Here is a 24,219-nt window from a genome sequence, read left to right on the forward strand (position 1 = left end):
TTAGTAGAAATTAAGAAGTAACGGTTATTCTGGCAGAATTTGGCCTCTCTGAGCTTTGAGTGCTTATTTAATTCGTTTTGCAGTTGTGGTAAAAGATAGTCCCTGTTGTCCTTTGGTAGAAATCATGACTGCCTCAAAAATGGGTTCTGTAGCCCCTTTTTGGCAAAACCATTCGAAAAGAAAATTTGCTCCAGTGCCGCCAGAAATATCATTTTCATTTATAATGATTTCCAGTGTTTCCAAGGGTTGAATTTCGATACTATTTCTCAGGTACTTTTTGATGCCATCACCATGCGAATCAAAATAATCAGCTCTTTTTAGATAAAATGAGTTATGCTCATCCGTATTTCTGAGGCTTACCGTAACCGTTAGCTCGTGCTGAGTCGATTCCGAAAAACTGTAAATCTGCGAATAGATGGAAAGATAGGAGAATCCGTGTTCGAGACTGTCTTTTTGGGGAATGGGGCTAATTCTTGAAGAAAAATCCGTGGACTTTGGTTTTGTTGCATTTGGTTCCCGATGACAAGAGACAGATGCCATTAATAGCGCAAAGCAAACAAAGAAGCTTATACTATAAATTGATTTTTTCATCATGTTTGAAGGTAACTATAATTATTGGCCAAAAAAAGTCAGTAGCCCCTGACGCTTCCCATATCGAGTGTCAGCGGCCCCAGATCATGTGATTTGGGCAGGTAAGCCCCGCTTTCGGTAATGATCCAATCGTCCCAAGTGGCTTTTAGTCCGCCAACGGGAATGATCTCCACCCACATTTTATACGCATAGGGAAAGCCATTTTCATTCAATAGCCAAAGATAACTGTCCCCCGGGGTAGTGCCACCGCTGGAGTAGGTGACCAGCAAACCTACGCTGCCATCATCCAAGGTGACGATACTGCGCTGTGTTCCTTTGTCGAACACTTTGTACGGCGCCACCAACCAAAAGGAATCGTTGTTGAAATTTTTCAATGCCGTGTCGATTTTATCCGTTTTTTCTTCTCCTGATAATACTTTTTCATGGGTCTTTGCGACACTCTTTTGTGGGTTCACCAGATTCAACTGCACTACATGGTCGGCCCAACGTACCTGAACCCGCCCCATATCTTTATCCCACACATATTGGTTCCGTCCGCCTTGATATGACCATTCCAGATACCGTGTGCTTTTGTAGGCATCATGGTTCAATGCGGTCAACATTTTTTGGGCAAGGCCATCGGCTTTTGGGCCAGCGGTACCTTGTGGTAGCGGTTCGTGTTTTATCCAAAGAAAAATGACCAAGGCAAGAATTGCCGCGCCCAAAAGTATTCCTGAAATTTTTAGGAAGCGTTTCATGAAAAATAACGGTTTTTAATATTTTTTGTCATGATGGCTGCTGCTTCGGGATTAAAACGGAACCACAATTCGGGTTCAAAGATTTCGAGTTCCGCCAAGGCCAGCTTTCCATTATTGTCTTCAAAGATATCGACCCGGGCATATATGGGAAGCTCAGGTGCAGCCTTTACGACCGACTCTGCAAAGCGGATTTCTTTTTCTGTTGGATGGTACTCATGCACCGTACCGCCATAATCATCTTGCACCCTGAAATCACCCGGCTTGGCAATTTTCAAAATGGCATGGGTAAAGGTACCACCAAACACCATCATCGATATTTCACCTTTTGAAACAATGTTCTTTTGAAATTCTTGTAGCATCATGGCCTCTTGCACAATCAATTGTTGAAACACATTTTCATGTTCTTGCCAGTCTGACTCGTGGAATTTGTAAGTATGCCGTGCCGCACCGGCCACACAGGGTTTCAAAACAAACTCTTCGCCATTGAAATCCAGTTCTTTTTTTGCTTTTTGGATGGACTTCAATAATGTGGTTTTGGTACCGGTTTCTACAACCAGTGTTGTGGGGATGTTGATGCCTTTCGCATGTAAATCCAACAAATAGTGTTTATCAATATTCCATTTGATAAGCGTTCCAGAATTAATAAATCGGGTCACCTTTGCCGTCTTTTTCAGCCATGCTGAAAATTCATTGAAGCGGTCAAAATAGTCCCATGTCGTTCGAAAAAGGGCATATTTTGTCTCTGACCAGTCAAAATCGGGGTCATCCCACGATAACCGAAGGGTTTTTAGTCCCACTTTTTGTAGTGATTCGACCACGAGGCGGTCTTCGAGGAGCAGGTTTTCAATATATGCTTCGTTGGAAGTTGGATTGACATAACGACTATCGGTCAAAACGACGACATCAAATTTTTTCACACGAGTAAAATAAATTTATGGACACGAATTGCACTAATTATCACAAATTGGGTTTGATTTTTGAATTTGTGTTTGAGCTTGACACTTGATTTTTTTACTTTTTTGAGTAACACCTCCCGTCCGCCTACGGCGGCCACGCTCCTCAAGGAGTGAATGAATCAAAAACCAACAGCGGTATCATCACCACGTTTGTCGGCACCACCTTCCAATCGGCCACCTTCAAGCACCCGAATGGCATCGACCTTACCGATAATGGGGGTGCGCTCTTCGTTGATGATGTAGCCTTTCGATTTCAGTTCGTTTTTCAATTCCCCAGAAAACCCTTCAGGCTCGAAAATTACGGCATCGGGCAACCATTGATGGTGAAATCGCGGGGCATTCACCGCTTCTTGCATGCTTAGATTAAATTCGTGTACATTCAAAATGGTCTGGGCCACTGCGGTGATGATGGTAGAACCACCAGGGGTACCCACCACCATAAAAAGTTTGCCCTCTTTTTCAACAATGGTAGGGGTCATACTGCTCAACATCCGTTTTTCGGGAGCGATGCTATTGGCCTCGGCACCAATAAGGCCGAACATGTTGGGCACCCCTGGTTTGGCGCTAAAATCGTCCATTTCATTGTTCAGAAAAAAGCCCAATTCAGGATGGTACAGTTTGGAACCATAGCCACCATTTAAGGTGGTCGTGGCAGAAATTGCATTGCCGTGGGTGTCAACGATAGAGTAGTGGGTGGTTTCCATACTTTCAACAATCTCCACAGTACCATGTGACACTTCAGAGGATAGTGTCGCATTGTCGAAGGAAAAATCGGCCATACGCTCTTTGAGGTAGCTTTGGCTTAATAGTACATCCAAAGGAATTTGAACAAAATCGGGGTCTCCCAAGAAAAAATTACGGTCGGCATAGGCACGACGCGCCGCCTCGACGAACAATTGTATAGCTTCAATGGAATTATGGCCATAATCACCAATGTCATACGGTTCGATCATTTTAAAGATTTGATTGATGGTCACCCCGCCACTGCTTGGCGGACTCATTGAAATGATTCGTAAATTTTTGTAATTGAATACGATGGGCTGCCGCCAAACCGCCTCATATTTGGCCAAGTCTTCTTCGGTGATGAATCCATCCCTTTCTTGGACGAAGGCAGCCAATTTTTGGGCCACCTCACCTTTGTAGAATCCATCATGGCCCTTGGCCATGATTATTTCCAACGTTTTGGCCAGGTTTGGATATTTAATGGTATCGCCAGGAATGCAACCCAAGGCAAATTTTGTGTACTCGCCATTGACCTCGATAAAACGTTCTTTGTAGCTCTCAAGACGCTTGGCCTGTTTTTCCGTGACCACGACCCCTCGTTTTGCCAAGTCGATTACGGGTTGCATGATTTCTTTTAAGGGTAACGAACCAAATTTTTGGTGTACTTCCATCACTCCCGCCACCGTACCGGGTACGCCCACGGCGGTTGCCCCGACGGTGCTCATATCTGGTATCACATTGCCCAATGAATCCAAATACATATCCTTGTGTGCTGAGAGCGGTGCTTTTTCGCGATAATCCAATCCCCCTACATCACCATCATTTTTGCGATATACTATAAAACCCCCGCCGCCCAAATTTCCAGCAAATGGGTAAGCGACAGCAAGTGCCAGTTCAGTGGCCACCATGGCGTCAAAGGCATTGCCACCTTTTTTCAAGATATCGGCCCCGATTTTTGAGGCTTCCTCACGGGCGGAGACCACCATGGCTTTTTCAGTGACTAATCCCGTAGGTTCGGCAGGTTTTGTTTTACAGTTAAGAATCAGGAATACAAAAGGGACTAGAAGTATCAGTCTTCGCATAGTTGGTTAAATTTTATTCGCGAAAAGGTAATCAATTCCGAAAAAAAGGCGGTAAACTCTTTTTCAAATTCAGTGTAATGGGTTTCAAGGTCAACAATGGCAAAGTTCATCTTTGAACGGTTCTGGGTACGTCGGTTCATGCCGTTCAATACCCGTGAGATTCCCGCCAAATTTGCATAATTGTACAGCCAGTTGTCGGCAATCATGTAGGGCATCATGCGTTTGGTGCCCAACGGAAGCAAATCAAAGTTGTCTTCCAAAAGGTCATAAAAACGTTCAGCATACGTTTTTAGGGGAATGGGGGAGTACTGCTTCCAATTTTTCGCCAAAAAATGATCGTAGTAAATATCGACGATGACCCTGCTGTAGTGGCTGTAGTTTTTGTGAAGCCGTTTACTGCTTTGCCTTGCAATGGGATGCGCATCTGAGAACGTATCGATGGCACGGTGCAGTATGATGCCCTTTTGTACTTTTTCAGGATAGTGCTTGAAACGATTGCCACGGATGTGGTCGGCAAAAAAATTGCCCAAAGTGATTTGGGAATCGTCAAAAGAAAGATAGATGTGGGCCAGAAAGTTCACAAGCGGAATTTACAAAGACGAAACATAGAATCCCATCCATCCCCATATATTTGCACAAACTTTTTGAACACATGACGCTTATCAAATCCATTTCAGGTATTCGCGGCACCATCGGCGGGAACCCAGGGGACAACCTAACACCCATTGATGCGGTGAAGTTTGCTGCTGCCTATGGCACATGGTTAAAAAATTACACGGACAAGGAAAAATTGATGGTGGTCATCGGTCGTGATGCCCGGCTTTCTGGTGAAATGATCCAAAATTTGGTCGTTTCGACCTTGGTCGGACTCGGAATTGATGTCGTGGATTTAGGGTTGTCAACCACACCCACGGTTGAAATCGCAGTACCGCTTGAGAAAGCAGACGGGGGAATCATTTTGACTGCAAGCCACAACCCAAAACAATGGAACGCCCTTAAGCTCTTGAACGAAAAAGGGGAGTTTTTGAATGCGGAAGAAGGGGCAAAAATCCTCGAATTGGCTGAACGGGAAAATTTCAATTTTGCTGAAGTCGATGATTTGGGCACAATCACAAAAAACGATGCCTATATCGACATTCATGTGGATGAAGTGCTGGATCTCTCACTTGTAGATACGGACACGATACGTCAAAAGAAGTTTAAAGTTGTCGTTGATGGTGTGAATTCCACGGGCGGAATCGCCATCCCCAAACTAATGGAAGCATTGGGTGTTGAAGTGGTCGAACTGTATTGCGAGCCAACGGGGCATTTTCCACATAATCCCGAACCCTTGAAGGAACATTTGAGCGACATCTGTGCATTGGTGGTCAAAGAAAAAGCGGATTTTGGCATTGTCGTAGATCCCGATGTAGATCGCTTGGCCTTTATTGACAATGAGGGCGAAATGTTCGGCGAAGAATATACCTTGGTCGCTTGCGCCGATTATGTGCTGGGCAAGACCAAGGGCAACACGGTCTCGAACCTTTCGTCTTCACGGGCGTTGAGAGACATTACCGAAAAGCATGGGGGCAGTTATGAGGCTGCCGCTGTGGGCGAGGTAAACGTAGTGGCCAAAATGAAGGCGACCAATGCCATTATCGGGGGTGAGGGCAATGGAGGTATCATCTATCCTGAAAGTCATTATGGCCGTGATTCTTTGGTGGGCACCGCCTTGTTTTTGATGTTGTTGTCTGAAAAGGGGGGCACTGTTTCGGAGCTCCGTGCCAGTTATCCCAGCTATTTCATGGCCAAAAAGAAGATACAATTGACGCCTGATTTGGATGTGGATGGTATTCTTAAGGGAATGGCAGAAAAATATAAGAACGAGGATATTTCAACCATCGATGGCGTCAAAATCGATTTTGCCGAGAATTGGGTGCATTTGAGAAAATCGAACACCGAGCCCATTATCAGAATCTATACGGAAGCAAAAAGCCAAACCGAAGCAGATGGTCTGGCCGATCGCATTATTTCAGAGATTAAAGAAGTTGCGGGACTTTAATCCTCCGTAGGTGCGGTGTACCGTACCAGGTCAATACCGATGCCATTGGGATCTACGATTGAGAAATGACGGTCGCCCCAAGGCTCATCACGAATTTCTACAGCAATGGCGATTCCTTTTTCCTTGATTTTCGCATACAGTGCATCTACGTCATCGACCTCAATGGTCAGGTACATGCCCTTACCTTCAAACGGTGTGTGAAAAATGGGCTGTTGTGTGGGGTGGTTGGGCAATAAAAAGCTCAACTCTGCCTGATGGCCTGGCGTGTGCATCAACAGATAAAATTCATTTTCAAAAGTGACACCGAAGTCTAAAACGTCAGTGTAGAACCTTTTGGTTGCTTCCATTTTTTCAGTGATGATTCCAGCATTCATTTTCATGGTGATCGATTTTGCATCTTTTTCACCTTGGCCAAAGGCGGCGAAAAAGATGAGGTTAAACATTAGGATTGTGACAATTTTTTTCATGACCAAAGAATTTATTGACACAAAACTATGGGCCAGATAAGATGGCAAATAGTAAAAAACGGACAAAACTACCGAAAGGCCTGGGTAGGGGTGACGCCGTAGAATTTTTTAAAGTCTTTGATAAAATGAGATTGGTCGAAAAAGCCGACATCAAAGAACAGTTTGTTCTCGCGAAGGCTTTTGGTCGAGGGCTTTGCCTTTAAGATGTTTTGAAAGCGTACCACTTTGGCAAAAGTCTTGGGGGAGTCGCCAATATAATATTGAAAAACTCTTCGGAGCTGACGTTGACTGATTCCGGTATCCAACGCTTCAATGTTCAATGTGCCCTGACTTTTAAAAATGGTGCCCAAAGCGTTGTAGAGTCTATTGTCCCAATCAAATGAGGCACTCTTGATCTGAGATATTAGAAAGATATCGAGTTTAACCACTATTTCACTGAAATCACTTGAAACATCAAACGAATCCTCGATGAATGTGGCCACTTTCGGAATTACATCGGTCAATTTCAGATAACGATTGCTCAGTGCTCTACCATCAATGCCAAATATTTGCGGAAACATGGTAGGCAAAAAACGGATACCGATGTAATCAAAGGTCTCATCAAGTTCAAATTGGGTGTACTTCTTGCAAAACCCCATCACAAAACTCTCATTGGGAGATTTTAATGAGAAAAAAATATCGATGCATCCATCGGCCACTACACGATAATTGAACCCGTTTTTTATAGCTTGTGTAGTACGCAAACGCCAATAGCAGTATATAAACGAAAGTAATGGCTTGGCTGGCAGCACCTCATGGTATTGTACTGACCTTTCAGAAGACCGTATGGTTGGCTGTGAGGGAATGAAAAGTTGGCGTATCGAATTTTGCACCGGTTCAAGCTTTTGCTTTTTGAAGTTCTGCAGGTATTTTATCCCTGTGTTTCCACCGCTTGTGCGTCCAGAAGTAATATTCAGGGGCTTCACGTATACATTCTTCCAATTTATCCATGAACGCTTCAGAAATTTCATAGTCAGGAATTTTTTGCGGATTTTCGAAAAGCACTTCAAAACTGGCCTCGTAATGCCCCCGCTTGAGTTTTCTGACCCTTAAGAATATAGGAATCAGATTATGTGCTTTGCACAGTTGTTCCCCCCCTACATGAATGGGCACTTTGATTCCCATGAATTCTGCCCAATGGCGTTGCCTGTTCAACATAGGGGATTGGTCACTTGCAATGCCCAACACAAAAGTTTGTTGCTTGTCGGCCATTTTGGCAATGATTTCTCTTGATTCGTTGGTACGAATCAATGTTGTGCCGAATTTTTCGCGAATTCGCTTAACAAGATTGTCAAAATATTTGTTGTTTACCTTTTGGTAGATGGCAATCGCTTTGGGGGCCAATTTAGTGTTGATGCCCAGAAGCCATTCCCAGCTTGCATAGTGCCCGGCTAGCAATACCGCACTTTGATTGTTCGCCGCATAGCCGTTGATCAATTCTGGGTTGGTCACATGAAACCTGCCCAACATCTTTTCATTGGTCATGTTCATGGTCTTGATCATTTCCAAAAACATATCGCATAGATGCCTGTAGAATTTTTTTTCGATGGATAGGATTTCCTTCTGGGATTTTTCTGGAAACACCAATTTGAGATTGCCCCGAACCACCTTTTTACGATATCCGAAAACACGATAGACCAAAAAATAAACGCCATCAGAAAGCAGGTAGAGTAATCGAAACGGAAGTCTTGAGACCAGCCATAATAAAGGATAAGCGATAATATAACCCAGTAATTGCATAGTAAAACGTGTGCGCAAATATAGCTATATTTGACCCCAAACCGTGCCCATGTACAACTTGCACATTGCTACCATAGCCATTATCGCAGCAAATGTTTTGGTAACCCTACGAGGATTGAACGATGCTTCGTTTTTTGAACGTTACAAGTTTAATATCGGTGCGATTTTGGGAGGGCAAAAAGAACGTACCCTGACTTCGGGTTTTCTTCATGTGGACTTTGCCCACCTGTTTTTCAATATGTTCACGCTGTATTTCTTTGCCAATGTGGTGATTTCATGGTTCAATCCCATAAAGTTTTTGATCATCTATCTTATCAGTCTGCTCGCCGGTAGTCTATTGGCCCTTTATTTTCACCGCAATGAACCCTTTTATTCTGCGGTAGGGGCAAGTGGTGCGGTCACCGGTATTCTTTTTTCCGCAATTCTGCTGCAGCCAGACATGCAATTGGGGCTGTTGTTCATTCCAATTCCCTTGCCAGCCTATGTTTTGGGTATCGGGTATTTGCTGTACTCCATATACGGAATGAAAAATCGCTTGGGCAATATTGGCCATACGGCACATTTTGGCGGTGCTGTCGGGGGCTATGTCACTACCCTGCTATTTAGACCCTCGCTACTCGTTGACCAGACCATGATGGTCATTCTATTGGCACTTCCCATTTTGGCGCTCTTTGTTCTCCAAAAGTTAGGAAAAATCTGACACGGGTATTTTTCTTACAACAAAGTAAGGGCATTTGACAACAAAAGTTAGGCGCAAGCTGCTGAACCAATGTATTTTCGGGGTCGAATTTTAGTATAACCTGCTTAAGTTATGAAACGTATCCTATCTGCATTTTTATGTGCCACTATTTTGCTCTATGTTTCCTGTTCTGACGAGACGGTCATTTTTGAGACCGATCAAGACTCCATAGAAGTGGAAACTAACCAATCAGTGCTTGATAACAGTTTGTCAATGGACAATGCCGGAGTATTGGATATCTTCAGTGAAGACCAGACTACAGGAAAATTTGCGCGGTTTGCTGATGAGCAGGCGGGCGATTATCCGCTTACTTTGGTGGCCCAAATTTCCCCACCTTCATATACCAACGCCCAAAATCTAACAGCATCCCATGTTCATGTAGATGGTGATTTTGCGTATGTGTCGTACAATACCGTTGATGCGAAATATGCCGGTGGAATCGATATTGTCAATGTAGCCGACCCGAACAGTCCGTATGTGAGTGGACGTTTATACTACACCAATGCTGACATCAGTTCGGTAAAGTATGAAGATGGCTATGTATATGCAGCTGGTGGTGTAGATTCTGAAAAGTCGGTTTTAGCTACAGCGAACTCTTTTGTGGCTAAAATTAAGGTCGAAAACGGAAGGTTTAACCTGAGCGCAGGTATTCTGTATGGTTTTCAGGAAGGATTTGTTGCCACGGACGTTGAGACCAATGGCAATGAGGTCATCGTGACCAGTGGTAAAGACGGTTTTGTGACCCGATACAATAAAAATACGATGGAAGCCATTGATGATGCCTCGTACACCGATTTACGCTCTATTGATGTGCGCGACAATAAAATAGGATTGTTGGATGCCGATTTCGGTGTTCGAATTCTTGATAACAATTTGGCTGAGCTTTCGAGCATTCCGATTGATGCAGACTTTAGGGTGGCTGATAAACGAACCTTGGCCATTTCACCTACCAAGGTGATGGTATCTGAAGGTGATGCAGGTGCAGGGGTCTATGACTTGAACACAGGCTCTTTTCTAGAACGGGTTGCCATTCCTATCAATCCTGACAATGTAGCACAATCAGATATCGTGACCAACGCAGTTGCCGTTAATGAAGATGTTCTTTTGATGGCCAACGGTGGTGCAGGTTTGTGCCTGTCTGACGGTATCGCTGCAGCAGGTAGCGATTTAGTCGGAATCATTAAGCTGAACGGCTCCATCAACTATGTGGAGTCAAAAGGAGATTACATCTTTGCTGCCTCAGGCCGAAATGGTCTTCAAATCATTAAGATGAACAAGCCCTCCGATAGCCTTGATGGCGAATGTGCTTCGACCCAAGAGTATAGGGGTTCTTCAAACCTATCGGTAAATAGTGGTCAGCAAAACGCCTATAATAGTGGCAATAGAGGAAAAAGACTTCGTTCATTGACCGTTGATGGTGAATTGTTGATCTGCGGCACCTGGACGGTTCGAAATGGAGTCAACATAGGCGACGACGCTACTTTAGAGATGAACGGTACATTGATAGTGGCCAGAAACAGTCGAAGAAGAAATTTGACCGTGGGCGAAAATGGCACCTTCAGAGTAGAAGGAAGTCTGACCATCTACGGTGACCTTGTTCTTGAAGATGGAGCAACACTAGAGTTTATCGGAAGTGATTCACGTGTAAATATCTTTGGAAATGTTGAACGTGGTGATAATGTGACCGTCATGGGAACATTTGATGACGTACAGGATAAATTTTAAGCCAAACTAACGTAACCAAACCAAAAAGCCCCGATTCATTCGGGGCTTTTCATTTTTTTGGTATCCTAATGTTTTCACTGGATCAGCTCAGCAACTTTTGCCTCCAAGGCTGGGCCGCGAAGGTTTTTTGCAACAATCACTCCATTTTCATCCAACAAAAAGGAGGCTGGAATGGAGTTGATATTGTACAATTGGGCAATAGGATCCTGAAAATATTTTAGATTCGAGATATGGCTCCAAGATAGACTATCATTGATAATGGCCTTTTCCCAATCTTCTTTCTTTCTGTCAAGAGAAACTCCCAACACATTGAATCCCTTATCCTTGTATTTTTCATATACTGAAACGATATTGGGATTTTCAGCACGGCATGGTCTGCACCAAGCAGCCCAAAAATCGACCAATACCAGTTTGCCCTCTACGTCGTTCAATGCTATTTTGTCACCCATGGGGGTAGGGCCTGAGAAATCTGGGGCTTTCTGCCCAATATTGGTGGCTACCGACCTGTTCAACTGGGTTTGAATGTTCTTTGCAGGTTGGGTTTTTTTGATTTCTGGGGTCAGGGTCTGATACAATGAGTCTATTTTTTTGTTGGGTATGGCCTTAGTTTGCATCAAATTCTCTAAAATCAAGGCTGAAATCAACGCATTGGGATTTTCGTTCACAAAGTCAACATTCAAGTCCCTGGCCTTTTGCTGCAATTCAAAGTATTCATCCCGCAATGAACTCATGGCAACGGTATCACGCTCTGCTGAGGCCTTTCGAATATCGTCTTGCATATCTAAGACCATGTCACGGTGCTTTCTTGATTCTTCCAAAAAGCCCATAAAAAGCTCATTCTGTACCGTGCCCTCAAGGGTGGCCATTTCTAGACTGTCTTTGTGAAAGGTGAGTTCAATCGTTCCATTTTCAAGTATTACGGGAATGTTTCCCCGCGTTCCATCAACAAAAACATAATGCAAATGGGGTATTTCTTGGTTTCCTTCAAACTGAAAGGTGCCGTCTAGCGTCTGGGCGGTATCAACATCCACAATTTGGTTCAACGAATCGGATGTCCTTAAGTACACATTGGTGCCATTTTCAAGTTCACCTTCAAAATCACCTTTTAAAACAAAGCTTTCTGACTTGGTGGAACATGCCGTGATGAGCATGCCAATAAAAAATAATGCCGTTAACTTTTTTGTCATTTCATTGTTTTTGAGCGGCAAAGGTACTGATTGCACAGCGTATAAAAAAAGCCCTTAACAGATATTAAGGGCTTGGGTTTTATCGAAAGGATTTCTAAAATTGGTATCTAATGCCCAGTGCGATATCGAAATCAAAATTATCATTGAAGCCATCATAGCCCACCAATCCTATTTCGGGCCTAAAATCCAGTGACAGCAACAACGGGATATCAAAATCATATTCGATGCCGATATCGCCGGCAGCAAACACGAACAGGCCATCATCGTCATTGTCATCGGGTCTCGGTTCAAAATCAACGCTGCCGACACCGCCACCAACACCATAATACCAATTGAAACCTCCATCCAGATTATGGACCCACTGGTAAACCCCGGCCAATTTGAAGGCATCAAAATTACGGCTATCGCGCCAGCCCAAATTGAATTCGGCCCGGTTCAACCGCCCAATAGACTTTTGGTACGAAATTTCAGCACCAAAGCCGTCACTGTCTCCCAGTCGTAGGCCCAAGGTATGTTCTGAGATGCTTTGCGCACTTAAAGTGGCTGTTGCAAATAAAAAAGCAAGAAATAAAAATGTGGTAAACTTCATAAGTTGTTCTTTTGTTTAAAATTTAAAGATAGCTTTGTTCAGCTTTTTGTATAACTCATTCTCTGGCTCAAAAATTGTTCCGAATTGAATAAATCGTTGTTGCAATCGCTCTCAAATGACCTCGAAGGCACTTTGCAAACCGATAGTCTGACAAAGGCGCTCTATGCCACAGATGCCTCGGTATACCGCAAGATTCCTCTTGCCATAGCGATTCCCAAATCCGAAAAAGACCTCAAAAAAATCATTCGCTTTGCCAATGGGAATGGTGTAGGCATTATTCCAAGAACTGCAGGTACCTCTTTGGCAGGGCAGTGTGTCGGCGAAGGCATTGTGGTCGACGTTTCGAGACATTTCACCAAGATTTTGCACCTCGATGAAAAAAAGAAGCAAGTCATCGTGCAACCTGGGGTGGTTCGTGATGAGCTCAATCGGTATTTAAAACCGTTCGGTCTCTTTTTTGGGCCGAATACTTCTACCTCTAATCGCTGCATGATTGGGGGCATGGTCGGCAACAATTCTTCGGGCACGACTTCCATTCAATATGGGGTCACAAGGGATAAGGTGGTTGCCCTGAAAACGATTTTGGCTGACGGTAGTGAAGCTGTGTTTCAGTCCCTTTCAAAAGAAAAATTCCACCAAAAAACAAAAGAAGCGACTTTAGAGGGCCAAATTTACAAGATGCTCTACGATGAACTCTCGAAAAAAGAAGCACAAGAGGAAATCCGTAGCCAATTCCCCAAACCCCAGATACATCGCAGAAATACGGGCTATGCCGTGGATGCGCTATTGGACAGTTCGCTATTTGCATCCGAAGAAAACGATATCAACCTCTGCCAACTGCTCTGCGGAAGCGAGGGCACCTTGGCGTTTACCACAGAAATCATCTTGCAGTTGGATGATTTGCCGCCTCCAGTTTCCGCTATGGTGGCCACCCATTACCACACGCTGAAAGATTGCCTGACCGATGTGGCTTCGGTCATGCGGCATAATCTATACACCTGTGAAATGATGGACAGGGTGATTTTGGATTGCACCAAAAACAACCTGCAACAGCAGGCCAACCGATTTTTCGTCAATGGTGACCCCGAGGCCATTTTGATGCTTGAAGTGAGAGCAACTTCACAATTGGAACTAGAAAATGAACTTCTCAAACTACAAGATACGATTACAACATCTGGATTAAGCTATGCAAGCCCAGTCTTGCATGGTGATGAAATTGACAAGGCGTTGGAGCTTCGCAAAGCTGGGCTCGGACTTTTGGGCAACATGGTGGGTGACCGAAAAGCAGTGGCCTGTATCGAGGATACCGCCGTCGCTTTGGAAGATTTAAAGGATTTTATTCTGGAGTTTTCACAAATCATGGAACACTACGGGCAAAAAGCGGTCTACTATGCCCATGCCGGGGCGGGCGAGCTGCATTTACGGCCTATACTTGACCTTAAGAAGAAGAAGGATGTCAAACTTTTTAGAGCTATCACCACCGATGTTGCCAACTTGACCAAAAAATACGGGGGTAGTTTTAGTGGTGAACATGGCGATGGTATTGTACGGGCAGAATTCATCCCCATGATGGTAGGTGAAAAGAATTATGAACTTTTTAGACGGTTAAAAAGTTGTTTTGATCCCAATGGCATATTGAATCCTGGAAAGATTGTGGATGCCTATCCCATGGATGCCGCTTTTCGGTATGAAGTAGACAGAAAAGAGCCTGAAATTGAAACCTTGCTCGATTTTTCTGATAACGAGGGTATATTACGGGCCGCTGAAAAATGCAACGGAAGCGGTGATTGCCGAAAGACCCATCACTTTTCTGGGGCCATGTGCCCAAGTTACCATGCCACCAAAAATGAAAAAGACACCACAAGGGGCCGTGCCAATGCGCTGCGTGAGTTTTTGACCGATTCGAACAGTGCCAATCGATTCAACCATAAAGAGTTAAAAGAAGTTTTCGATTTATGCCTAAGCTGTAAGGCCTGCGCCAAAGAATGCCCCAGCAATGTAGATGTGGCTGCATTAAAATCAGAGTTTCAGTACCAGTATCAAGAAGCAAATGGATATTCATTGCGCAACAAACTTTTTGCTTACAATACAAAACTCAATGCCTTTGGCAGTAAAATGGCAAGTGTCACCAACGCTGTATACGGCTCAAAGGTTTTGTCAAATTTGCTGAAGAAAACAGTCGGTGTGGCACCTAAAAGAAGCTTCCCAAAAGTTTATAGTTTTGATTTTGATAAATACCTTAAAAGATTTTCAAATCAAGAAGTTACAAAAAATAAAATCGTTCTTTATATTGATGAGTTTACCCAATATTTGGATATTGCAGTGGGGCAAGATGCCATTACACTGCTTCGATATCTGGGGTATGATGTGAAATTGTTTTTTGCAGAAAGCGGCCGCACACATATCTCAAAAGGCTTTTTAAGCCAAGCGAAGCGATTGGCACAAGAAAACCTTCAAAACTTAACCGAAATTATAGATTCCCAGACACCCATATTGGGTTTGGAGCCTTCGGCCATCTTAACTTTTCGGGATGAATACAGACGATTGGTTGCTAACACGTCTAAAGTAGAACGGTTGGCCGCACAATCCTTTTTGGTGGAGGAGTTTTTGGCGCAAGAAGTCACAAAGGGCAATTTGGATGCTTCAAAATTTACCGACGAGGCCAGAACCATTAAAATTCACGGGCATTGCCATCAAAAAGCACTGTCAAATCAAAAAGTGACCTTTGATGTGCTTAACCTTCCTGCCAATTACTCCGTCTCTATCATTCCCTCTGGTTGCTGTGGTATGGCAGGTTCTTTCGGTTATGAACATGAACATTATGATGTGAGTATGCAAATCGGGGAGTTGAAGCTGTTTCCAGCCGTAAGAAAAGCCTCCGAAGATACCATCATCGCTGCAAATGGCACGAGTTGTAGGCACCAGATTTATGATGGTACGGGCAAAAAAGCGCTACACCCCGTCAGTATCTTGAGAGAGGCCCTCCTTCTTGGGTGAGGCTTCCCCAGGTTCTTCATCAAACTCAATATCGATATCTGTTTTGTCGGTTATTGAGGCAATGAGCTCGTTGATATCCATTTCTTTGATATCCTCATCAGCAAAGAACGGTGACAATTTATCGTGGTTGTACTGGTAGACCTTCCAACGTTTGAACGAATATTCAAGAGCCGTGAGGTTTTCGACCCAATCCCCTGAATTTAGGTAGACGGTCTTACCGTATTTGTTTTCAATAAGCTCTTTCTTGGGTTGGTGAATGTGTCCGCAGACCACATAGTCATACCCGTTCTCAATGGCAAGTTCAGCAGCTACATTCTCAAAATCATTGATGTATTTCACTGCACCCTTGACACTGTTCTTTATTTTTTTGGATAGGGAATATTTCTCCTTGCCCATACGGGCGAGCCACCAATTCACAAACCTGTTCATTAGAATAAGGATGTCGTAACCGTAACCGCCGAGCTTGGCCAGCCATTTTGCATTTTGGATGGAAACGTCAAATACATCGCCATGAAAAATCCAGGCACGTTTTCCATCCAGATTGAGCACCAATTTATTGGCAATCTTGAAATTTCCGATTTGGGTGTCCGCAAATTTGCGCAGCATTTCATCGTGGTTGCCCGTGATGTAGTGTACCTCGGTGCCTTTGGATGCCAAACCGATGATTTTCTTCAACACCTTTAGATGTGACGGGGGGAAATACCGCTTACTGAATTGCCAAATGTCGATGATATCGCCATTCAAGACCAGTTTTTTGGGCTGTATGCTGTTCAAATAGGCGATGAGTTCATCCGCATGGCAGCCGTAGGTACCTAAATGTACATCTGATATTATGGCCAGTTCAATCTTCCTTTTTTTCAAACTACGTGGTTTAACATGCAAAATAAAGGCGTGGGAATAAACTTATAATCAAATCTACGCTAAGTCTGTATGAGCATATTGTAAATTATAACTGTACTTTTTATACCAAATGTTATTTTAACATTAAGCGGACGTGTTTCATAGAAAAATTATAAGATTTACCTTTACAGCTAATTCTTTTAGATGGCAGGGAATACTTTCGGACACCTTTTTAAACTAACCACATTCGGCGAATCACATGGCAAGGCCATTGGTGGAATCATTGATGGATGCCCAGCTGGCATTGAATTGAATCTCGAAGTGGTACAACAGGACCTCGACCGAAGGAGGCCCGGACAATCAGCCATTGTGACCCAGCGTAAAGAACCCGATACCGTTGAATTTTATTCTGGAATCTTTGAAGGAAAGACCACGGGCACGCCAATAGGCTTTGCCATTCACAATACCAACCAGAAGTCAAAGGATTACTCCCATATCAAGGATTCGTACCGCCCTTCACATGCCGATTATGTGTATGATAAAAAATATGGTTTTCGTGATTATCGTGGTGGCGGGCGCAGTTCGGCACGTGAGACGGCGAGTAGGGTAGTTGCCGGGGCCGTTGCAAAGCAATTTCTAAAGGAAGTCAAAATCCATGCGTTTGTCTCACAAGTGGGTACAATGAAATTGGAAAAACCGTATCAAGAACTGGATTTTTCAAAGATTGAGTCCAATCCCGTGCGGTGCCCTGATGTTGAAATGGCCCAGAAAATGGAGGATTATATCAAATCCATCAAAAAAGAAGGGGATACCATAGGAGGTGTGATTACCTGCGTGGCACAAAATGTACCAATCGGACTCGGCGAACCTGTTTTTGATAAGCTTCATGCCGAGTTGGGCAAGGCCATGCTCTCCATCAATGCGGTCAAAGGTTTTGAATATGGTAGCGGATTTGGTGGCGTGAAAATGAAGGGTAGCCAACACAACGACCAGTTCAACGAAGATGGCACCACCACTACAAACTATAGCGGAGGCGTTCAGGGCGGTATCAGCAACGGTATGGATATTTACTTCAGTGTGGCCTTTAAACCCGTGGCGACAGTTTTACAGGGTTATGAAACCATCAACAAAGATGGTGAAAAAGTTCAAGCCCAAGGTAAAGGAAGGCATGATCCCTGTGTGGTGCCGCGCGCAGTGCCGATTGTTGAGGCCATGACGGCATTAGTCTTGGCAGATTATGTGTTGATGGCAAGAACGAATAAGGTTTAGGCGAACATTAAAGGTGTTGAACAAAGTCCATCCGTTTTCCAAGTATTCGGATAATGAAAATTTCATCACCATCTTCATGAAAGTAGAAAATGACGTGTGCTTTGAAGTTGTAATACTTTAATGTCTCACCTAGTTTTGACGCATCTTTTGCCAGCTCTGGCCTAGTTGCCAATTCAAGCATAAAATCCTCTAATTCATACAAGTACGAAACAGCTTGTTGTTGCCCAAAATATTTTATTCCGTACTTATAGATGCCGACTAGGTCGAATTGGGCCTGTGAGGATAATTTATAGTTTGCCACTATCAACCTGTTGGATGATATCAGAAACTTTTAGTGGACTATTTCCGCTTTGTAAACCAATATCAATTGCATTCTTAAGTTCCAACAGTTTCGCGTTTTCTTGTTGGTCTTTGCGGACTAAATCCCTAATGTACTCGCTATCATTAGTAAAATCTCCGCTCTGAACACGCAATTTTATCCAATTGTCTTGTTGGTTTGTAAAGGTTATAGATTTTCTTATGGTATCCATGATTTGAAAATATGGTGCAATATAGCTAATATTTGCACCAGTTGTATCCGTAATCATATATTAAATTTTTGTCTTTCCCGAATCATCATTCATACTTCTCATTTCGTATTTCCTACTTCAAACTTCGTATTTCTCATTTCGTATTTAAAAAAGTATCTTACCACACAAAACTAAACTATGCGAAAATTGGAACTGCATTGGCAAATCCTGATTGGAATGTTGCTGGGCATTGTTTTCGGATTTGTCATGACCTATCCTGATTGGGGTCGTGATTTTGTAACGGATTGGATTACTCCGTTCGGGACCATCTTCGTGAATTTGTTGAAATTGATTGCCATTCCCTTGATTTTGGCATCGCTCATCAAAGGTATTTCTGATTTAAAGGACATCTCAAAGTTCAGGAATATCGGTCTCAGAACGATTGTCATCTATATCTGTACGACCGTGGTTGCCATAACCGTTGGGTTGCTTTTGGTCAATGCCATACAACCTGGCGAAGGCATTTCACAAGACACGATTGATAAATTGACGGAAACCTACGCTACCGACAAAGGAGTGACCGATAAGTTGGAAGAGGCCTCGCGCCAAAAAGAAAGCGGGCCGCTACAATTTTTGGTCGATATGGTGCCTGAAAATGCCCTCAATGCGATGACCGATAACAGTTTGATGCTGCAGGTCATTTTCTTTGCTATTTTTCTGGGCATTTCAATGTTGCTCATCGGTGAAAAAGATTCAAAGCCGCTGAAAGCCTTTTTTGATTCCCTGAACGAAGTGGTGCTCAAGATGGTCGATTTGATCATGCTCACGGCACCCTATGCCGTATTTGCCCTCTTGGCGGGCGTGGTGGTATCATCTAGTGACCCTGAACTGTTGTTGGCTTTGTTGAAATACTCTGGGGTGGTGATTTTGGGCCTTTTGTTGATGATTGTTTTCTACAGCATTGTGGTCTCGACCTTTACACGCTATAATCCGTTGACGTTTTTGAGCAAGATTAGTCCGGCACAATTGCTGGCATTTTCAACCAGTTCAAGTGCCGCCACCTTACCGGTGACCATGGAGCGGGTTGAAGAGCATATTGGTGTTGACAAAGAGGTTTCCAGTTTTGTGCTTCCGGTCGGAGCCACCATTAATATGGACGGCACCAGTCTCTACCAAGGTGTGGCAGCAGTATTCATCGCCCAGGCACTCGGCTTTCCGTTAGATTTGTCAGGGCAGTTGACCATTGTATTGACTGCGCTTTTGGCCTCTATTGGCTCGGCCGCCGTACCCGGGGCGGGCATGGTCATGTTGGTTATTGTACTGGAATCCATCAACTTTCCGGCAGATAAACTGGCCATTGGTCTGGCCTTGATTTTTGCGGTCGATAGGCCGTTGGATATGTGCCGTACGGTTGTAAACGTGACCGGTGATGCTACCGTATCAATGATGGTGGCCAAATCAGTTGGAAAACTTGGAAAGCCCAAGGTGAAAAATTGGGACGACCACTATGAAGAAGTGAAGTAGGTATTGGTTAAAAGTTATTAGTTAATAGTGTTTTCAGGGAATATAAAAAATTATATCCCTATCGGGAATGTTATTTAAAAGAGATAATCCAAATCCAGGAATATGTACATATTTTATGCTAATAATTTCAATGGATTTTTGAACTTCCCCCAATAACCATTAACTTTTAACCATTAACTCAACTGCCATGAACATCTGTTTTCTAATGTACCCATGGGAAGAAATCGACCCAGAAAACGACACCAGCCTTGCACTGATTCACGAGTGCGTAAAGCGCACCCACGGGGTGGCAATCTGTACTCCAGCAAACTTGACCATACGAAACAGTGTCACTTCGGCTTTTTGTACGGTCATCAATCGATTGGATAAAGTGCCCAGCAGCCTTAAATCATTTTACAAACAGGCCACTATTCGTGAAGAAATGCTTCCACTGGCAGGTTTTGACGTCATTTTTATGCGCGCCAATCCGCCATTGGACCCCTTGATGCTCAATTTTTTGGATTCCGTGAAAGACGATGTCTTTATTGTCAACTCCCTTCAGGGATTGCGGGAAGCAAACAACAAGCTCTACACGGCGGCTTTTGGCGATAGCCACAGCAACATCATTCCTGTGACCCATGTTTCCAAGAACAAGAATTATTTGGTCAAACAGATCAAGGAATCCCCAGCGGAAAAGATGATTCTAAAACCACTGAACGGGTTTGGGGGTTCAGGGGTCATCCTCATAGAGAAGTCTGCAATGAGCAATATCAAATCATTGCTAGACTTTTATGTAACCAACTCAGATGGAACATCCAACTACGTTATACTTCAAGAATACATTGAAGGTGCTGATGAAGGTGACATCCGTATTTTATTGTTGAACGGTGAGCCGATTGGAGCCATGCGGCGGCGACCCGGTAATGATGACCACCGTTCGAATGTGTCGGCGGGGGGATCCGTTGAAAAACACTCCTTGACCAAACATGAAAAAGCATTGTGCAAGCAAATTGGCCCAAAATTGGTCAAAGATGGACTTTATTTTGTGGGGATTGATGTCATTGGCGGCAAATTGGTAGAGGTCAATGTGATGTCCCCAGGTGGGATTACCTATATGAACAAGGTCTATAAGACCAAGATCCAATGTCAGGTCATCGATTTCATTGAGAGTAAGGTCTTGGACAAGCTACAGGCTTTTGATAGGCGCTCACGACTTCGAAAAGAGGTTGAGGATGCTTAAGCTTCCCGTTGCCGAGATCATCGATAAGATTGAAAAGGGGGAAACTTTTGAAGCCGTTTCTTCTGACTATTCTTTTACCCTAAAAATCGAAGAATACGTACCCTATGTCTGTGGCGCGGTGCATGATGGGCATCAATTCAGAAAATCCCTTTGGGAAAACTGTATCCATACGGAATACGAACGCTGGTATGAAGAGGATCCCTGTACCAAGCAAATGGTACAAACACACCCCATAGTCATTGCTGGAATGGACAGTCGTTTTGAATATGACCTGAATCGCGCCCCTCAAACCGCCATCTATGAGGATGCCTGGGGGAAAAAATTGTGGAGGAATCCTTTGGCCACCAAAGAGATCGATATGAGCCAAGCAAAACATCGGGCTTTTTATATGGTGGTCAACACACTGATTTCAAAATTGGAATCCCTCCACAAAAAAGTACTGGTGTTCGATATGCACAGTTACAATTGGAAGCGCTGGGAGAGGGAAGTGCCCACGTGGAATCTGGGTACGGCCAATATTGACAATGACCGTTTTGGCCAAATTGCCCATGACTGGAGCATAAAATTAGGGCAGATGCAACTGCCAAACGAAATCAAATCCACTTCAAAAATCAATGACACCTTCCAAGGAAACGGCTATTTTCTAAAATACATCACCCAGAATTTTAATAAAACCCTTGTTTTGGCCACTGAAATAGCAAAAGTGTATTGTGATGAGCTTTCAGAGGTAATTTATCCAGAAGTGGTGCAATCGGTAGAAAACCAATTGCGAGATTTGATACCTTTGCAAGTCAAAGAATTCACGAGCACCCCATGATAGAAGAAAAAGAGCGACAGGCACTGCAACAATACTATGCCGACCTTTTCGAAATCGACGCGAACCTTGACCGACTGGTCAAACGCATCGAGCTGTTGAATTATGTGAATCCGCAGAACATTGAAAAAGAGAAGCACCGCTTTTTTGCCTCCAAATATAGCATTGAGCCTGAATTTAAGTACCCAAAGGTCAAATTTAACCCCTTCAAATTACAGCGGCTCTTTTTTGCCCAACGGTTGGAAAGGATTCAAGATGATACCGTTCGGAAAATGTATACCGACGTCATCAACTACTATTCAAACATGATTCAGTGCATTGAGACAATTGGCAAGGGAAAGCGTTTTTATTACAACTCCCTCAGTGTGTATGGCACACCTACGGAAAAAGACGTGCAGAATGCCCAATTTATTTTGCACTACGAAGATGAGCCACTTTCGATGGATATGGAGAAGGTGTTCACACCACTGGAAGCCAAGGAATATTTCATGGAATTTTCCCAACAGTATGATTTTCCCCTACAGGTGCGCTTTTCAACCCATATTGCTGCCGATGCCATGGTAAGCAACAGCTCAAAAACACTGATTATCAAAAAAAACAGCAAGTTCAGCAAAAACCAATTGCTGACCTTGGCGAACCACGAAATCGGAGTACACTTGGTAACGACTTTTAATGGGTTGGAACAACCTTTGAAGATATTTTCAAACGGGATGCCCAAAAATGTGGAGACCCAAGAGGGGCTTGCCATCTTGAGCGAGTACATGGGCGGTGCGCTTACACTAAAACGGCTGAAAGAACTGGCCCACAGGGTCATGGCTTCGGATAGTCTTATTAAGGGATACAGCTTTGCTGACACCTTTGATTTGATTCACAACAAGTACAAATTGGATCGCGAAGAGGCGTTTTCAATAACCCTTCGAGCCCACAGAGGTGGGGGTTTCACGAAAGACAGGTTATATCTTAGCGGGCTCAGAAAAATCTTCAAGTGCTACAAGAAAGAAGAAAACATGGAAGTGCTTTTTATGGGTAAAGTCTCTTTGGATGATGTGGAAAACATCAAATACTTGCGAAAACTGGGGTTGGTTCAAAAAATAACCCATAAAAGCCATTCTTTTGACCAAAAACTGAACACCAACAGTACGCTGGACTTTATCCTAAATAATCTGAAATAGTCATCCCAAAAACTTGGCCTGTAATTCTGGGGTAGGAATCATGCATTGGTCTTTTCTTCCAAACCACTTATAGCGGTTTTTGGCCACAAAATCATAAATGATGTTTCGAAAACTCTTCGGAATCCATTTAAAAACCTGCAGTGCCTTCCAAAGTCCGCCAAACTCATTGGCGATTTCCAGAGCGGCATCTGATTTGACATAATACGCCATGCCCGGTTCTATCAAAATAATGGAATCTACCTTTGAGGTATCAATTTGATGTTCTCTGATGAGCTGTTCACCGATGTCACTTTGCAGGGCAGCATAGCGAAAGACATCCTTTTTATCACGCTTGATGACAAATTGAATGGCCCCGTTGCAGAGGTTACAGACCCCGTCAAAAAGTATGATTTTTTTTGAGTCAGCCATAAATTTTCATTTCCTTGAAGATGGAAATCTTTGTTCAAATTCCCAATCCCGCGAACCTGTCCGCCTTAAGCGGACACGGGAATCTATTCATCCACAATGCAAAGATACGACGGAGCGGAAAGAAAAACCAGTATACGCAGGCTGCCCAACAATTCAGGGGGCCAAGGTTGGTCTTACGGTCATGGTCAAAGTGGCAAACCTTTCATTTTTCCTCTGACACCATTGAATCTAGGGCTTCACTTATTGAGGTTTCTCCGTTCAAGATTTCATACGTTTTATCGGATGGACCATTATCATGCAATGAACAGATCAAGGTCTGGGCTACATCAGCGCGACTTATCTCTCCTCTGTGGCCAAGTTTTTTGGCTATTTCAATTGTACCTTTTGCGTCGTCGTTGGTGAGGGAGCCAGGCCTTACAATGGCGTACCTAAGATTACTTTTTTTGAGGTATTCGTCGGCATTGTGCTTGGCTTGTAGGTATTCTTGTAACTCATTGGCCTGTCCTGGTTCATCGGCCCCCATCGAGCTTAACATTACGAACTTTTTGATGTTTGCATTGTTTGAGGCATCAATTAATTTTTTGGCACCTTCTTGGTCAACTTCAACTACTTTTTTACCCCCTGAACCTGCAGCAAATATGACTTTGTCAATACCTTTTACGGTGTGGGATATATCTTTCTCCAAATCACCCAGCACTGCATCAATTCCCTTAATCTTGAATTGCTCTATTTGTGATTCCTCACGCACCATGGCAACTGGTTTAAAATATTGAGACTTGGCCAAAAGATTTATTATTTGCTTCCCGGTATTCCCGTTTGCACCAGCCACTAATATATTTTCCATATTCATA

At 43.6% G+C, this 24,219-nt stretch carries 24 protein-coding genes; 9 read left to right on the forward strand and 15 right to left on the reverse strand.

Features of this window, described 5'->3' with window-relative positions:
• Positions 1 to 63: 63 nt before the first annotated feature.
• The 5 genes from AAAH86_RS04045 to AAAH86_RS04065 all read right to left on the reverse strand — a co-directional run bounded on the left by AAAH86_RS04045 (position 64) and on the right by AAAH86_RS04065 (position 4,670).
• A complete protein-coding gene (locus AAAH86_RS04045; protein ID WP_343486219.1) occupies positions 64 to 594 on the reverse strand; it encodes a DUF3124 domain-containing protein in 531 nt (176 codons plus the stop codon).
• A gap of 35 nt (positions 595 to 629) precedes the next feature.
• Positions 630 to 1,328: a hypothetical protein gene (locus tag AAAH86_RS04050; protein ID WP_343486220.1), complete on the reverse strand. Its 699-nt coding sequence runs from the start codon at positions 1,326 to 1,328 to the stop codon at positions 630 to 632.
• On the reverse strand, positions 1,325 to 2,245 hold the full coding sequence (locus AAAH86_RS04055; protein ID WP_343486221.1) for a hypothetical protein: 921 nt from the start codon (positions 2,243 to 2,245) through the stop codon (positions 1,325 to 1,327). The genes AAAH86_RS04050 and AAAH86_RS04055 overlap by 4 nt, the downstream gene beginning before the upstream one ends.
• A 158-nt stretch (positions 2,246 to 2,403) precedes the next feature.
• A complete protein-coding gene (gene ggt, locus AAAH86_RS04060; RefSeq protein ID WP_343486222.1) occupies positions 2,404 to 4,089 on the reverse strand; it encodes a gamma-glutamyltransferase in 1,686 nt (561 codons plus the stop codon).
• On the reverse strand, positions 4,077 to 4,670 hold the full coding sequence (locus AAAH86_RS04065) for an acyl carrier protein phosphodiesterase (RefSeq protein ID WP_343486223.1): 594 nt from the start codon (positions 4,668 to 4,670) through the stop codon (positions 4,077 to 4,079). Before AAAH86_RS04065 ends, ggt begins: the two co-directional genes overlap by 13 nt.
• 71 nt (positions 4,671 to 4,741) lie before the next feature.
• On the opposite strand from AAAH86_RS04065, the gene glmM reads away from it, so the two are divergent.
• Positions 4,742 to 6,130, forward strand: coding sequence for a phosphoglucosamine mutase (gene glmM / locus AAAH86_RS04070; RefSeq protein WP_343486224.1), 1,389 nt, complete (start codon positions 4,742 to 4,744; stop codon positions 6,128 to 6,130).
• Here glmM and AAAH86_RS04075 read toward each other — a convergent pair.
• The 3 genes from AAAH86_RS04075 to AAAH86_RS04085 form a co-directional block, all read right to left on the reverse strand.
• A complete protein-coding gene (locus tag AAAH86_RS04075; protein WP_343486826.1) occupies positions 6,127 to 6,510 on the reverse strand; it encodes a VOC family protein in 384 nt (127 codons plus the stop codon). The genes glmM and AAAH86_RS04075 overlap by 4 nt on opposite strands.
• 155 nt (positions 6,511 to 6,665) lie before the next feature.
• Complete coding sequence (locus tag AAAH86_RS04080; protein WP_343486225.1) at positions 6,666 to 7,469, reverse strand: helix-turn-helix domain-containing protein; 804 nt, start codon at positions 7,467 to 7,469, stop codon at positions 6,666 to 6,668.
• Positions 7,470 to 7,473: 4 nt separating this feature from the next.
• Positions 7,474 to 8,376, reverse strand: a complete 903-nt coding sequence (locus AAAH86_RS04085) for a lipid A biosynthesis acyltransferase (RefSeq protein WP_343486226.1) — start codon at positions 8,374 to 8,376, stop codon at positions 7,474 to 7,476.
• Positions 8,377 to 8,425: 49 nt separating this feature from the next.
• On the opposite strand from AAAH86_RS04085, the gene AAAH86_RS04090 reads away from it, so the two are divergent.
• The gene (locus AAAH86_RS04090) at positions 8,426 to 9,076 is read left to right on the forward strand and encodes a rhomboid family intramembrane serine protease (RefSeq protein ID WP_343486227.1); all 651 of its coding nucleotides are present in this window, start codon (positions 8,426 to 8,428) and stop codon (positions 9,074 to 9,076) included.
• Positions 9,077 to 9,187: 111 nt separating this feature from the next.
• Entirely contained in the window at positions 9,188 to 10,840 is a 1,653-nt protein-coding gene (locus AAAH86_RS04095; RefSeq protein WP_343486228.1) for a hypothetical protein, read from the forward strand.
• Between the two features lie 74 nt (positions 10,841 to 10,914).
• Here the strand turns inward: AAAH86_RS04095 and AAAH86_RS04100 are convergent, their stop codons facing one another.
• Positions 10,915 to 12,027 carry a TlpA disulfide reductase family protein gene (locus AAAH86_RS04100; protein ID WP_343486229.1) on the reverse strand — a complete coding sequence of 371 codons (1,113 nt, stop codon included), beginning with the start codon at positions 12,025 to 12,027 and terminating at the stop codon, positions 10,915 to 10,917.
• Between the two features lie 94 nt (positions 12,028 to 12,121).
• The gene (locus AAAH86_RS04105; RefSeq protein ID WP_343486230.1) at positions 12,122 to 12,616 is read right to left on the reverse strand and encodes a hypothetical protein; all 495 of its coding nucleotides are present in this window, start codon (positions 12,614 to 12,616) and stop codon (positions 12,122 to 12,124) included.
• Between the two features lie 84 nt (positions 12,617 to 12,700).
• On the opposite strand from AAAH86_RS04105, the gene AAAH86_RS04110 reads away from it, so the two are divergent.
• Positions 12,701 to 15,613: an FAD-linked oxidase C-terminal domain-containing protein gene (locus AAAH86_RS04110; RefSeq protein WP_343486231.1), complete on the forward strand. Its 2,913-nt coding sequence runs from the start codon at positions 12,701 to 12,703 to the stop codon at positions 15,611 to 15,613.
• Here the strand turns inward: AAAH86_RS04110 and AAAH86_RS04115 are convergent.
• A complete protein-coding gene (locus tag AAAH86_RS04115; protein ID WP_343486232.1) occupies positions 15,569 to 16,474 on the reverse strand; it encodes a UDP-2,3-diacylglucosamine diphosphatase in 906 nt (301 codons plus the stop codon). The two genes, AAAH86_RS04110 and AAAH86_RS04115, sit on opposite strands and share 45 nt — an antisense overlap.
• Positions 16,475 to 16,657: 183 nt before the next feature.
• On the opposite strand from AAAH86_RS04115, the gene aroC reads away from it, so the two are divergent.
• Entirely contained in the window at positions 16,658 to 17,722 is a 1,065-nt protein-coding gene (gene aroC / locus AAAH86_RS04120) for a chorismate synthase (RefSeq protein ID WP_343486233.1), read from the forward strand.
• Positions 17,723 to 17,729: 7 nt separating this feature from the next.
• Here aroC and AAAH86_RS04125 read toward each other — a convergent pair whose 3' ends face one another.
• Positions 17,730 to 18,023: a type II toxin-antitoxin system RelE/ParE family toxin gene (locus tag AAAH86_RS04125; protein ID WP_343486234.1), complete on the reverse strand. Its 294-nt coding sequence runs from the start codon at positions 18,021 to 18,023 to the stop codon at positions 17,730 to 17,732.
• Positions 18,010 to 18,309, reverse strand: coding sequence for a type II toxin-antitoxin system ParD family antitoxin (locus AAAH86_RS04130; protein ID WP_343486235.1), 300 nt, complete (start codon positions 18,307 to 18,309; stop codon positions 18,010 to 18,012). Before AAAH86_RS04130 ends, AAAH86_RS04125 begins: the two co-directional genes overlap by 14 nt.
• A gap of 120 nt (positions 18,310 to 18,429) precedes the next feature.
• On the opposite strand from AAAH86_RS04130, the gene AAAH86_RS04135 reads away from it, so the two are divergent.
• The 4 genes from AAAH86_RS04135 (at position 18,430) to AAAH86_RS04150 (ending at position 22,960) form a co-directional block, all read left to right on the forward strand.
• The gene (locus AAAH86_RS04135) at positions 18,430 to 19,755 is read left to right on the forward strand and encodes a dicarboxylate/amino acid:cation symporter (RefSeq protein ID WP_343486236.1); all 1,326 of its coding nucleotides are present in this window, start codon (positions 18,430 to 18,432) and stop codon (positions 19,753 to 19,755) included.
• 187 nt (positions 19,756 to 19,942) lie between these two features.
• On the forward strand, positions 19,943 to 20,974 hold the full coding sequence (gene gshB / locus AAAH86_RS04140) for a glutathione synthase (protein WP_343486237.1): 1,032 nt from the start codon (positions 19,943 to 19,945) through the stop codon (positions 20,972 to 20,974).
• Positions 20,967 to 21,791 (forward strand): N-formylglutamate amidohydrolase, encoded by an 825-nt coding sequence (locus AAAH86_RS04145; RefSeq protein ID WP_343486238.1) that lies wholly within the window; start codon positions 20,967 to 20,969, stop codon positions 21,789 to 21,791. Before gshB ends, AAAH86_RS04145 begins: the two co-directional genes overlap by 8 nt.
• Positions 21,788 to 22,960, forward strand: coding sequence for a flavohemoglobin expression-modulating QEGLA motif protein (locus AAAH86_RS04150; protein WP_343486239.1), 1,173 nt, complete (start codon positions 21,788 to 21,790; stop codon positions 22,958 to 22,960). Before AAAH86_RS04145 ends, AAAH86_RS04150 begins: the two co-directional genes overlap by 4 nt.
• On the opposite strand, the gene AAAH86_RS04155 is transcribed toward AAAH86_RS04150, so the two are convergent.
• The gene (locus AAAH86_RS04155; protein WP_343486240.1) at positions 22,961 to 23,368 is read right to left on the reverse strand and encodes a thiol-disulfide oxidoreductase DCC family protein; all 408 of its coding nucleotides are present in this window, start codon (positions 23,366 to 23,368) and stop codon (positions 22,961 to 22,963) included.
• Between the two features lie 202 nt (positions 23,369 to 23,570).
• Positions 23,571 to 24,212, reverse strand: a complete 642-nt coding sequence (locus tag AAAH86_RS04160) for an SDR family oxidoreductase (RefSeq protein WP_343486241.1) — start codon at positions 24,210 to 24,212, stop codon at positions 23,571 to 23,573.
• Positions 24,213 to 24,219 lie beyond the last annotated feature (7 nt).

This window comes from Allomuricauda sp. d1 (assembly GCF_039592695.1).
Taxonomy (GTDB): Bacteria; Bacteroidota; Bacteroidia; order Flavobacteriales; family Flavobacteriaceae; genus Flagellimonas_A.